This is a genomic window from Flavobacterium ajazii (genome assembly GCF_010614725.1).
Classification (GTDB): domain Bacteria; phylum Bacteroidota; class Bacteroidia; order Flavobacteriales; family Flavobacteriaceae; genus Flavobacterium; species Flavobacterium ajazii.
This window is the reverse complement of the sequence record NZ_JAAEHL010000008.1, coordinates 19,345-33,751: the sequence shown is the minus strand read 5'-3', so window position 1 is coordinate 33,751 and position 14,407 is coordinate 19,345. Positions and strand designations below refer to the sequence as shown.

At 33.5% G+C, this 14,407-nt stretch carries 6 protein-coding genes; 5 read left to right on the top strand and 1 reads right to left on the bottom strand.

The genetic code is table 11. The features are described from left to right. Positions 1 to 2,664 (bottom strand): zinc-dependent metalloprotease, encoded by a 2,664-nt coding sequence (locus GWR14_RS15025; protein WP_163409898.1) that lies wholly within the window; start codon positions 2,662 to 2,664, stop codon positions 1 to 3. Between the two features lie 197 nt (positions 2,665 to 2,861). Here GWR14_RS15025 and GWR14_RS15020 point away from each other — a divergent pair, with 197 nt between their 5' ends. From GWR14_RS15020 to GWR14_RS15000, 5 genes are all read left to right on the top strand, one after another. After that, positions 2,862 to 3,791, top strand: coding sequence for a bifunctional riboflavin kinase/FAD synthetase (locus GWR14_RS15020; protein WP_163409897.1), 930 nt, complete (start codon positions 2,862 to 2,864; stop codon positions 3,789 to 3,791). Between the two features lie 119 nt (positions 3,792 to 3,910). Next, positions 3,911 to 4,348 (top strand): hypothetical protein, encoded by a 438-nt coding sequence (locus GWR14_RS15015; protein ID WP_163409896.1) that lies wholly within the window; start codon positions 3,911 to 3,913, stop codon positions 4,346 to 4,348. Between the two features lie 172 nt (positions 4,349 to 4,520). Next, positions 4,521 to 5,609 carry a biotin synthase BioB gene (gene bioB, locus GWR14_RS15010; protein WP_163409895.1) on the top strand — a complete coding sequence of 363 codons (1,089 nt, stop codon included), beginning with the start codon at positions 4,521 to 4,523 and terminating at the stop codon, positions 5,607 to 5,609. A 764-nt stretch (positions 5,610 to 6,373) separates the two neighbouring features. Beyond that, on the top strand, positions 6,374 to 10,087 hold the full coding sequence (locus tag GWR14_RS15005; RefSeq protein ID WP_163409894.1) for a choice-of-anchor D domain-containing protein: 3,714 nt from the start codon (positions 6,374 to 6,376) through the stop codon (positions 10,085 to 10,087). Between the two features lie 48 nt (positions 10,088 to 10,135). Beyond that, positions 10,136 to 14,407 (top strand): DUF6443 domain-containing protein, encoded by a 4,272-nt coding sequence (locus GWR14_RS15000; RefSeq protein ID WP_163409893.1) that lies wholly within the window; start codon positions 10,136 to 10,138, stop codon positions 14,405 to 14,407.

Below are 14,407 nucleotides of genomic sequence, written 5' to 3'. Positions count from 1 at the left end.
TTAGTTTACGATTATTTTTTTAACTATTCTTCGATCACCATTTGTCACCGTTACCAGATACAATCCGGCTGTAGTATTCTGCATCTGAATATTCTCGTAGAAATACGGAGTTTTATTGAAAGTTTTACTGTATACTTTTTCTCCTAAAATGTTATGTACTGTTACTTCTACTACTTTGGTTGAATCACTGTCGAACTGAACAGTAAAATTTCCTTTATTTGGATTAGGATATAATACAAAATCTATCTTTTCAAATTCAGAATTATCCAGTGTGAACGTTTGAGTGCAGATATTTACCGAAGCAGAATTTATAGTTCCGAAAGCTCCGGAAACGGCATCACGAACCCTGAACGTCCATGTTCCCTGAGGATTTTGCCCATTAAATGCGCTTAATGATTCTATCGGCAAAACAATCTGGCTGGTAGTTTTAGAACAATCCAAAGCAACTCCCGAATCATCGTAACCAAGTATTAATGTCGAGCTAACAATAGCACAATCTTTATCATACAATTTTACAACAGTACCCAGTGGACTTGCTATTTGAATTTCGATATCCGAAAATCTGTCATGCGTTACATTTATAGCTACATTTACATCTGATACCGTTCCGGTAGAAGCCGGTACAGTGACTGTCTTTGTTGTAAAAGAACTCGAGAAAGGAATACTAAACGCACTGCCAAAACTATAAGAATTACAAGTCGTTGCCGATGTATAACCTACTGCAAACGAATTTGTATTTAAAGCATAATAAATATTAGCAGTTGGTTCAATTAAAATTCTGCAATTTGTAGCAGTAACATCTGAAGGCACTGTAATAGTCTCTGAACCATCATTTGGTGTATTGGCGGCCAGGGTTATTGGAAAAGTCAGTCCCCCATCTGTCGACAATTTAATATTTACATTAGCAGAACCTCCTAATGTATTGGTATTATTTACATTCCAGGTTATAGGCTGAAAAGAGCCTTTTTGCCAGCCAATGTCTGTAGTATTTTGAGAAGTTACTACAAATGGTCCAACAGAACTTACTGTAACGACCATATTACCAGTATTTGTCTGAGGAGTATCTAAGACTGCATTGTCTCTTCCTGTTAAAGAAAAATGCAGATTTCTTGGTATTGATGAAACTGATTCCCAGGTTGTCGTTAATCTGTTCTGGAGCACAGTATTCAGACTTGGCATATAACGAATTGATGATGCCGTAGGCGGCAGTGACCGGAATAATGATCCGTCTGGTTTTGAAGGATAAGCAATACTATTGCTTCCTGATGCCTCGTTAGTTGCACTATCATTCTGCTCCCAGCAATAGGTAATAGAATCCCCTTCAGTATCTGAACCTGTTCCTGTTAAAACAAAAGGTGTATTAAATGGAATTGTATAATCTGAACCTGCATTTATTACAGGAGGATTGTTTGCAATTGCTGTACTTACCGGACAAGTTTTTGTCGCAAGGTTATTTTGGATTTGTAAAATACTCGCATAGGCAAAATAATCATCAGAATTGTTTTGAATATCATAATCACCTGTTACTCCTGCATACCCCATAATAGTCGATCCACTTCCCGGCTCTACATTTGTACCGGTCCCTTCGATTGCGTAAGAAAAAGTATGGGTAGCTCCTAACTGATGCCCCATTTCGTGAGCTACATAATCAATATCAAAAGTATCTCCCTGCGGAATAGAATTTAAAGGCGAGGTAAAAGCACTTCCTTTTGCCTGATCATCTGTTGCCGAAACAGGATTATCACATACACAGCCTATACAGCCTGCATCTCCTCCACCTCCTGAACCCCCAAATAAGTGACCAATATCATAAGCACTGTTTCCAATAACTGTTGTTAAAGTTTGCTGAACTTCTAAGTTCCATGCACCTTTTGCACCAGTGTTAGCATTAGAATAAGGATCCGTAGCGGCACTTGTATAAATAATATCTTCATTGTTGGCTATTAACTTCAATTGTACTGCCAGATCTTTATTAAAAACAGCATTCACTCTTGTCATTGTAGCATTCATTCCTGCTAATGCACCTGCTTTTGTACCCCCATAAAAAGCGGTATACTCTCCTGTACATGATATTGCCAATCGAAGTGTTTTTAAAGTTTTTGTATTGGATGCTGTCTTGGCTGTACTTCCTGAAGAGTTTTTACTACTATCATCTTTGGTTGCACAAATCATCGATTTTGAAGTGTCCTTATTTTTAGAAGTGAACAATACATACTCTGATTTATCATCCTGATTTTGCTCAATAAATTCAGTTGCTTTGTCTGCACGAAGTACCATCGTCTGAACCCCAATCGGTGCCACACTGAAGTGGATTTTTGCAGTTTTATCATCCAGACCGGCTCCTTCATATGCTCTGATTTCCGGGTATTTTGCTTGCAGTTCAGGATCAAAATTTGAAGATTCCCAAACCATAAATCGTTCTAAAACACCCTCTGCATTTGGAATGGTAATTTCAGACGCTGCACTTTTTGATATTTTACCTGAAGCCAAAACTTTCTGAGTAAAAAGATTTTCATTCAGTTTGTAATATAACTTATCCTGACCAGAAGCACTTCCGGCTTTTTTAGCAGAAACAGAATTCACTTTTTCCCAAAGAACATTTGTCTGAGCATGAGCTGCAATACAACAAAAAATAAAAAGCAGGACAAGTAGTTGTTTTTTCATAATCAAGAGGTTATTTAGAGAATCAAAATTAAATTAATTAAGTTAAATTCTTATCTATTATCGACAGATATTTGTTTCCTGTCGACGAATTAGTTCTTTTTCACAAAAACCAGACGAATCAATTCAAAAAATCAATTCAGGTTGCTATCAGATTTAAAATAGATAGTATAAATTTGCATCATCTTAAATAATTTGTTTTGAAGCTCTTTCATTCTATTAACGATTTCCACTCGACCAAGAAAACCATTTTGACTCTTGGCACTTTTGATGGCGTACATATTGGTCATAAAAAAATTCTGGAAAGAATTACTCAAAACACTGAAAACGGAAAATATGAAAGCCTCGTACTTACTTTTTTTCCGCATCCAAGAATGGTCCTTCAGGAAAAATCAGAGATAAAGCTTTTAAATACTATTCCCGAAAAATCCAAACTTCTGGAAGCAACAGGAATTGAAAACCTTGTTATCCATCCATTTAACGAAAGTTTTTCAAGACTGACCGCCGAAGAATTTGTACATTCTATTTTAGTTGACCAATTTCATATTCATAAAATAATCATTGGTCACGACCATCGTTTTGGAAGAAACAGAACTGCCAATATCGACAATTTAATCGCTTTTGGAGCAGAATATGGTTTTGAAGTGGAACAAATTTCAGCTCAGGAAATCCAGGATGTTTCGGTAAGTTCAACCAAAATCAGGAAAGCACTACAGGATGGTAATATGACTTTGGCCAATGAATATCTGGGATACTCTTATTTTTTAACCGGCGAAGTTGTAAAAGGAAAACAATTAGGCAGAACAATTGGTTTTCCTACGGCCAATATCCAGATTGAAGAAGATTACAAACTGATTCCAAAGAACGGTGTGTATGTGATTAAGACTATCATCGGTCATAAAGAAGTTTTCGGAATGATGAATATCGGTTTCAATCCTACTGTAAACGGTCAAAAACAAACCATCGAAGTAAATCTTTTTGATTTTGATGCTGATATCTACGGAGAAAAACTTGAAATTTCGTTATTAAAATACTTGCGCGAAGAACAAAAATTTGGCTCGGTTGATTTACTGAAAGAACAATTAAACCTGGACAAAAAGAATGCTTTAGAATTTGTGAGTCAATTATAAAAAACTCAAAACCAATACTTTTCGTTATTTTTAAATCATTGTATTTATTTTTTTAGTAAATTTAATATACTTTACTGTTTACCAAATATTTACTATTAACTTCTTTAAAAATAACCATCATGAAATTACCAAAAGAAATTGTCAACGGATCACTAATATTCCTTGGCATAGGCATTTATTTTTTACTGATGAATGTATTAGGTTTAGCTGATTTGTTTTATTTACGTACCCTGAATGTATTCTTTATTTTTTATGGCGTTAACAGGACAATGCACATGAACCTGCAGGAAGGGGAAAACAATTTTGTATCCAATGCTGTTTCGGCAATGGCGACTTCTGTAGTAGGTGTATCCATGAGCGTTTTCGGATTACTGGTTTATAGTTATGCAAGAGGAGGAGATGCTTACGTTCAGTCATTATCAGCAACTTTTATGTTCGGAGGAAACCCTTCGGTACCAACTTATTGTATTTGTTTGTTGTTTGAAGGACTGGCTTCCTGCGTAATTGTTACCTTAATGACGATGTTATACTGGAACAACAAATATATCGCTGATTAAATTTTCAGAAAAAAAGCTATTATTTAAGCGCTTTAAAATCATAAAAAAATATAATTCTATGATTTTAAAGCGTTTCTTTTTGAAATTATCTGTCAAATATTCATTAAAGGAGTTCAACATTGGTTGATTAGAACAATTTAACTACTTTTGGAGCATCAAAAACAATGTATCAATGAGCATTAAAAAACACAACTGGACCAAAGACGAAATAATCGCCATATATAACAAACCTATAATGGACCTGCTATACGAAGCAGCGACAATTCACAGACAGAAACATGACCCAAATGTAGTTCAGGTTTCTACATTATTATCAATCAAAACCGGTGGCTGTCCTGAAGACTGTGGTTATTGCCCTCAGGCTGCCCGTTACAATACTGGTGTTGAAGGAAATGATCTAATGAGTGTAAGTCAGGTTAAAGCTCAGGCTTTGCGTGCAAAATCAAGCGGATCATCACGCGTTTGTATGGGAGCTGCCTGGAGAAACGTAAAAGATGGTGAGGAATTTGATCAGGTGTTGGAAATGGTTCGTACCATCAACAAACTGGATATGGAAGTTTGCTGTACTTTGGGTATGATTACAGAAAATCAGGCGCAGCGTCTTGCTGAAGCAGGTTTGTATGCTTACAATCACAACTTAGATACTTCTGAAGATTATTATAAAGATGTTATTTCGACACGTGCTTTTGAAGACCGTTTAGAAACAATTGAAAATGTTCGTAAAACCAATGTTACGGTTTGCAGCGGCGGAATTATCGGAATGGGAGAAAGTATCGAAGACAGAGCCGGAATGCTTGTAGCGCTTTCTACCTTAAATCCACAACCGGAATCTGTGCCAATTAATGCTTTGGTTGCTGTTGAAGGAACTCCGATGGAAGATGAAAAACCGGTTGAAATCTGGGAGATGATTCGTATGGTAGCCACTACCAGAATCGTAATACCTGACACACAGGTTCGTTTATCTGCAGGAAGAACCAATATGAGTCGTGAAGGACAGGCTATGTGCTTTTTTGCCGGTGCAAATTCTATTTTTGCAGGAGACAAATTACTTACAACCCCTAACCCGGATGTAAACGAAGACATGAAAATGTTTGAAATGTTAGGATTGATTCCGCAAAAGCCTTTTACCAAAATTTCTCAGCCTAAAACAGTTGAAGCAGCAGATTCTCAATTTGCTCCGTTAGGCGAAAAACCAAAATGGACAAGACCTGGACATACTATTGAAAGAAATGTTGAACATTCGATTAAATCAAAAGTTTAAGATTTTTTCTCAAACCATAAATAAAAATGCTTTTGACATACAATTGTCAAAAGCATTTTTTTTTGTTTTTAATTATGAGTATAATAGTAAATCTATGCTATTTTGAACCCGAATACAGAAATCATTTTTTTCTTACAAAACAAAAACTAATTCGTTTATTGAATTGACTTTCTTTATTTTATCGGTTGCAAACACGACCTTTTGACTTTCAATTTAAGTTGGCACACTTTATAATCTAGCATCTGAGTCTTTCACAAACGAGGACGAGTAAGATGTTATATATTTAGATCCCATTTCGAAAATGTTAATTTTACTGATGTTATTATCTGAAATTATTTAATATTAATAAAAATTGTTGCCTAATTGAGTAAATTTTTAATTCATGTTTTCTAACTATATAACTAAAAGAATTATTACTTATGTATTTTAAAATTTTATATTTCAAAACTCTAATATCTGTTTAAGAAACTAAACTTTTCGTCTGATTCAATATTTGTATATCTGTTTTCAAGATAAAGTTTGGTTTTTATTAGAATTTATATTCAACTATTAATGTTTTAAAAATCTATAAGTAGTTTAAATTAAGGTAGTTTCTTTCATTTCAAGCATAAAAAGTAGTTTTCCAACAGTGTTTTTATTTTTTATTTAGAATAAATAAATTTTAAAAATCAATCCTAATTGTTACTTTTACAAAATAAAATCTTACATTCTTTTTTGCAGTTTGATTATTTTCCAACAATTAAAAGAAACATAGCCAAAACCATATGAAATACAAATTACCTAAGTCATTTTTTTTTACCGTATCCCTTTTATTTATTAATCTAAAAATATTTTCACAAGCTCCTAATCCAGCACCCGCACCTAACTATGCAGCTGAACCGAGTATTCAAAGCCCTAATGCAGCTAGTTTAGGAAAATTTGGAGATATTCCTGTTTCTTTATTTACTGGTGCCCCTAATATTAATATTCCATTAACTGAAATTAAAAATGGTTCGATTAATGTACCGATTTATTTACAATATGATGCCGGAGGTTGCAGACCAGATCAGCATCCAACCTGGGTGGGACTGAACTGGAGTTTACAAGCAGGAGGAGTTATAAGGAGAAATACAAATGGTAAATTTGATGAAAATGTTTGTATATATTATAATACATATACGAACCTCTCTGATTATTGTGGTACACCAGCTTCTTATTATGATTCATACACTACATTAAACGCTAATAATTGGAGTACTTTATCAGGTAGAGATTTATCTCCTGATGAGTTTAGTTTTAATGTTAATAATATTTCTGGAAAATTCATGCTTAATCATGAGGGCAAATGGATTGTACAATCAAAAGAAAATTTGAACCTGAAAGTAGTACATGAAATGCAAACTAATTACTCCGTTAATTTTGGTTCAGGAAATGCAATTCTACCTAGGAGTTTCACCAAATTTATTTTGACAACCGGAGATGGTACTCAATATATTTTTGGAGGACAGCCTAATGCTATAGAATTTTCCCTTCCTGCAACTATATCTTTTCCTACATATGTTGGTACGCATCCCCCTGATATGCCTGACTATTCATCTCTTGATGACGGCTGGGAAACTTATATTCAACCTTCAGCATGGCATTTGTCAGAAATAATTTCGCCTTCAGGAAATCATGTTACGTTTTACTATACCACAGATTTTAGCTTTCAACAAACTACTTATTTTGAAATATCAGGAGGTCGGCAATGTGGAGTTGATGCTTACCATTCTACTCATGATATTAATCAAAACAACAAGTATTTGATTAAAAGTGCCTACCTTGACAAGATTGAAACAGACAATGGGCTAATCTGTAGCTTTTCTAAGTCAATATCCAATGAGCTAAATTGGGTATTTAAATCTAAGTCAGAGAATCATGATTATTTTATGATGAAACCATCTTATTCATGGCGTTATCATAAACTCGATGGTATAGAGGTAAAAACTAATAACAAAACAACAAAAAAAATAGCTTTAGAATATATTGAGAAGAATACGGAACGTCTTAAACTCAAAGCTGTAAAGTTTTTATCATTATCAGGGAATCAAACGGAATCGATTTATAGAATGGAGTATAATGATAAACTTCTCCCTCTTTATAATTCAGGGATGGAAGATCATTGGGGTTTTTATAACGGGACTAATTATTGGGGTACTATAAATAAACAAAATGGAGATAATACTGTTATATTCCAAAATCCCAATATGATGACTGATTATTCTCAATCAAGAGAATCCAATCCGGCTTTGATGGATGCCGAAATTATCAAAAGAATAATTTATCCTACAGGAGGATATTCCGAATTTACATTTGAACCTCACAATTACTCTAAACTAGTAAAACAAAATCCTAATATAGCCTTGCAAACATTATCCGTAAATAAAATAGCAGGAGGTTTAAGAATAAAAAAAATAGATACTTATGACGCGTTTTCTATTGTTCCTCAGGTTAAAGAATATTTTTATACCAATGATTATATCAATGGAGGTTTGTTTTCAAGTGGTGTTCTATCCGGAGAACCTCTATATTATGAATCCGGAGAATTAATTAGCTCAGGAACTAGCTTTCCATTTTATAAATTTAGCAGTAATCCTTTAAATTATTTAAATACCACAAACGGAAATCATATTACCTATTCTCAGGTAACTGAAAAGTCCAGTGAAGGATATATTGTATATTCCTACACAAATCAGGATAATGGTTATTTAGATAAAAATCCCTTTGCTCAATCTAATGTTTACAATTTGATTACCTCGAATCCCAAAAAACTTTTTGGTAAATTAGATTTGGAACGTGGACAACTAATAGATACAAAATACTATGCAGCAGATAAGTTTTTATTAAAAAAAGTTTCAAATCAATACAACGATGACCCGGCGAGATATAACACTTATGTCAGGTCAAATCAAGATGTTACTGATGCATATGTGTGTGGATATAAACAGATAAGTTTCCCTATATATACTTTTTATCCGTATTTAAAAAATCAGACTATTGAAGAATATTTTCGAAATGGTACGTTAACTAATACCAGTACCAGCTATACTTATGATTCTAGTAGTAATTTACTCCGAACTACATCGGTTATCAATTCTGAAGGGAATGAAATTAAAACGAGATATAAATACCCTATTGATTATGCTAATGTACCTTTAGCCCCAATACCCGCTACAGATGAGGCTCATGATATTGCTGCATTGCAAATAAATAATATTGTAAATGTACCTGTAGAAGTGAATAATTCTATAGTAAAAGGAGGAGTGGAATATATAACAGGAGGAAAACTAAATTATTTTGAAAACTTAAAATTAGAAAAGATTTTGGAATTAGAAGTTAACAGCCTTATTAATAGTAACAGTTTTAATTTTTCAACTATTAACACATCAGGTTTTTTATCAGATAGCAAATATAAAGAGAAAATATCTTTTCCAAGATATGACGATAAAGGAAATCTATTAGAAATACAACCAAGAGGTAGTGTTTCAACCAGTTATCTATGGGCATATAATAAAACTTATCCTGTAGCTAAGATTGTTAACTCTACTTACAATCAGATAGAAACTTTGCTGGGCATAACAGTTCTTAATTCTTTAAGTACAAGTTATAATGATATTTATATTAAGTCCGTTACAGATCAGTTAAGGCAAGAATTACCAGACTCACAGGTGTATTCTTATACTTATAATCCCTCTATTGGTATATTATCTGAAAGCTCTCCTAATAACAACACTAAAAATTATTACTATGATATTTTTGGCAGGCTTGACTTAGTTAAGGACAACCTTAATAAAGTTATAAAGGATTATAAATATAATTATAAACAAGTCAAAAGAATAAGCTTATCAACCAATAATTTAAGTTTCGAAAATGTACCTTACGGAACTTCTGTTTCAAAAAACATAAGAGTTACAAATTCCAGTAGTCTTTCTTTTACAATTAGTGGATTAACAGTTCCTTCCGGTTACACTTATACTGTTAATGGTTCCAATACTCTTGCGCCAGGCGAATCAGTAGATATTACAATTGTATTTTCTCCATCAGTAGCCGGAAGTTATTCGGGTACTATAACCGTTTTATCAGATGCGCAAGGATTTAATACGATTGCGGTTAATGGAAGTGGGGTAATATCTAAAATCATTAATATTTCAGGTGATCTGAATTTTGGATGGATGTTTGCCATGCCAGGCAACCCCTACGGTTGTTCCTTTAGAACCATGACTATAACAAATTCAGGAAATACAATATTAACCATTACCGGAATACAAGTTGGAGCTCCGTTTGCTGTTAACTGGACCAACGGTACTATAGCTCCGGGACAAAGCAAAAATGTCACAGTTTCTTTTTGTCCTCCTTCTAATCCTTATTATTCATATGACTCAACAATTAATGTCTTTTCAGATAAGACAGCAGGTATTAACACTTTTCCGGTAAGCGGAGCTGCAGAAACGACCAATTAGTACAATTTAAGTATAAATAACATTGCAATAAACTAATCAAAAAGAAATATGAAAAATATAAGTCTATTACTATTTATCTTATTTCCTGTTTTACTTTTTAGCCAAACCCAAACAGAGAACTATATAAAAACGACAACTTATAAAGTAGAATCAACCACTAGTATTACAAATCCCACTGCTTTACAGGCCGACCAAAACATTACCTATTTTGATGGTTTGGGGCGTCCTATACAGCAAGTAGCCCATCAACAGTCGGGTTCAGGAAAAGATATTGTTACGCCTATTGAATATGATGCTTTTGGGCGTCAGGAAAAAGAGTATTTGCCTTATGTTCCAACGGCAGCCGCTTCACTCAATTTCAAAACTACTGCACTGACAGAAGTTGGTACATTCTACAACGTTCCAAAATACGAAAACACCAGTAATCCCTTCTCTAAAAAAGAATTTGAAGCTTCACCTCTTAACAGGATCTTAAAACAGGCAGCTCCTGGTGAAGACTGGAAACTTGGAAATGGTCATGAAATAAGACTGGATTATCAAACCAATACCAATGCTGATCAGGTGAGACGTTTTGGGGTTTCTTTTATTAGTGGCAATACAGAAAACCCTTATTTGGAAGATAATGGCATTTATGATCCTTCACAATTATACAAAGTTATTACCAAAGACGAGAACTGGCAGGCCAGCCAGACTTATCCTAACGACCATACAACAGAAGAATTCAAAGACAAGGAAGGCAGAATTGTTTTAAAACGTACTTTCAATGCCGAAAAGTGGCTTGACACTTATTATGTATACGATGATTATGGAAATCTGACTTATGTATTGCCTCCTAAAGTCTTTACTTATAATTCCATAACACAGGGATATGAAAAAAATTATTCTTTTTATGCCGATAATGAATCTTATAATTTCAACTTTTTTACAAACGGAATCAACACCTATTGTGACATTAATGTATATATACATTCAAATACTATACAATTAGACCTGTATGCTTACGATTTTATTCCCGGATCAATATTGAAATCTGGAAAAATTATTGATTTAGATTTTACACCCACTTTACCTAATATGCCTTTGGCAAATATTATGATGAACGATGCGCAAGGAAATCCTGTTTTAGCAGGTACTGCATACATTCAGGATGGTGATTTGTATTTTAGTTCAACCGGAGCAATGGTATATCCAAACTCAGCTGGCTATTATGTAGATTATTTTTCTAATGAACTCACTCCATACCAAGGCAATTATACTCCCCCTTCTTTAGACAGATCGAGCTTTTCTGATTTAATTTATCAATACAAATATGATGGACGCAATCGATTAATAGAAAAGAAACTTCCGGGAAAAGAGTGGGAAGAAATTGTATATAATAAATTAGATCTGCCTATTTTGACCAGGGATTCTAATCTAAAAGGGCAAAACAAATGGCTTTTTACCAAATATGACGCTTTTGGAAGAGTAGCATACACCGGAGTAATGAACAGTAATAGTTCCAGAGCAGATATGCAGATTGCAGCTGATGCAATAACTGCTCAATATGTAACAAAAAGTGCAATATCAACAACCATAGCAGGGACCACCATTTATTACTCCAATGATACCAATGTATATCCAAATTCTAATATATTGGAATTACATACGATCAATTACTTTGATAATTATAGTTTTGATGCAGACGGATTGACACTTCCCTCAAGCGTTTTAGGGATAGATATTATCAATTACAATAATGCTGCTAATACACAAAATTTGACGAAAGGTCTGTCAACAGGAACTAAAGTCAGAATACTAGATCCTATTGCTCCCTATTGGATTACTACAATTACAGGTTATGATGCAAAGGGACGTGCCATATACACTGCAAAAACGAACAACTATTTATTTACTACAGATGTTCTACAAAGCAAATTGGATTTTATTGGTAAAATAGAGAAAACATTTTCGACACATACTAAAAAAACGGCTATTAACGGCACAGTTATAAATACTGTTACTGTAGAAGATATTTTTACCTATGACCAGGCCGGAAGATTATTAAAACAAACACAAGCTGTAAACGGAGCAGCAACACCGGAGATTATTGTTGCAAACACCTATGATGAGTTGGGGCAATTAATCAGTAAAAAAGTAGGAGGGAAACTTGCACAAGGATTACAAACCGTTGACTATGCTTATAATATTCGGGGATGGCTTAAAAGTATTAATAATACAAATAATCTAGGAACAGATTTGTTTGGTTATGGATTATATTATAATACTGTAGTAGTAAACTCATCACTTGATACTTTCAACAGCATTCCATTATATAATGGAAATATTAGTAGTATATCGTGGAAAACAAATAATTTAAATTCCAACTCAAAACAATATAATTATTCCTATGATGCACTGAATAGATTTAAAGAAGGTAAATATTTTGAAAATGAAATATTTAATAATCAATTTGGAGAATATATTCATCAATATGACCGTAATGGAAATATTTTGGAAATGATCCGTAACATGCCTGTTGTAAGTTCAACTTATCAGACCCCTGGGACCGTTATGGATAATTTGAAGTACTCCTACGATAGTGGAAATAAATTAATGAGTGTTAATGATCCTTATAGTCCAACTCAATATATAGATCAAGGTTTTTTTGACGGTAATAAATTAGGTAATGATTATCAATATGATGCTAATGGAAATTTACTATTGGACAAAAATAAAGGTATAACAGATATCGTTTACAACTATCTTAATCTTCCCACTAAGGTAACATTGGCAACCGGTACTATTGATTATGTGTATGATGCAACTGGGGTAAAACAAAGTAAAAAAGTTAATCCCGGAGTTAGGACTGACTATGCCAGCGGATTCCAATACGAAGATAATGTGTTAAAGTTTTTTCCACAACCCGAAGGATATGTAGAATACAATTCAGGAAATTTTAATTATATCTATCAATACAAAGACCATTTAGGGAATGTACGATTGAGTTATTCTGATAATAATAATGATGGGGTGATATTGGGTGCTGCTACTGAAATTTATAAAGATGATTTTGAGTCTAGCAGTAATTGGGATAGTTTAAACGCTCAATATGGGGCATCAGTAACGGCTTATGATACAAGCAAAAAATACTCTGGAAATATAAGTGCAAAAATAGAGAAATTAACTACTGGCGAATTGTATGTGCATAGTAATACGTGGATAAATATTAACAATACAGAAACAACAGATTATATTTTTTCTGGTTGGGTGTATAGCAATGGCCCTTCTGCAGATATATTTTTCTTTATGAAAACAAATGCAGAAACAGGATATTATACTAATTTTGATTACGTGAGATCTAACAATATAAATAGATGGGTATATCTAGAGAAAAAAGTGTCAGTACCATCTAATATTACAAGTATTAATTTAAGAATAGACAACAATGGAGGAGGAACGGTTTGGTTTGATGATGTTAGCATCAAAAAAGTAAATCCTAATAACGAGATTATTGAAGAAAACAATTATTATCCTTTTGGGATGAAACACAAAGATAATAATGTAGTGACATCAACTAATAATCCTGCTTTGAAATATAAGTACCAAGGTCAAGAGCGTCAAGATGAGCTGGGACTGAACTGGGACAGCTTTAAATGGAGAAATTATGATTATGCAATAGGACGATTTATGTGTATTGACCCATTGGCAGAGCAATATGCTTATAATTCGCCTTATGCATTTCAAGAAAACAAATTAGGACTGGGTAGAGAATTAGAAGGACTAGAACTATATTCTGAACGTTCTCAAGATGGAAAATCAATCACTTTGACTTACACCGTAAATATAGTTAATAATACAAACAATGCAACTTCTGCACAGGTTAGTCAAATGGTATCTGAAAGAATGTGCTCCACAGAAAATAGTTTTAGTGGACAAACAAAAAATGGAGAAACCGTTACTGCAAAAGTAGTATATGACCCAAAAGCAACGATAACTTGGGAATATAATGATGCTATAACTGTTGAAAATGGTCAAGCAGGTGAACCAGGAGGAAAAGGATATACTTCAGCAAATGGTAATACTCAGGTAAATAAAACTCAAGTAAATGTCCCTAATAATGTTGAATTTGATAAAAATGGGAACTCAATTATATCTGATAAAAGTAACCCAACTGCTACAAAAACAGGTAGTCATGAAGATGGACACGTTGGCGGATTGAAGCATACTGGTGGTGATAAACCTAATTTAATGAATAATAAAGATAACAGTACAAATATTACTCAAGAACAAAGAACAGAAATAATAAAGAAAGTTGAGATTGAACAACCTTTGAAAAATTAA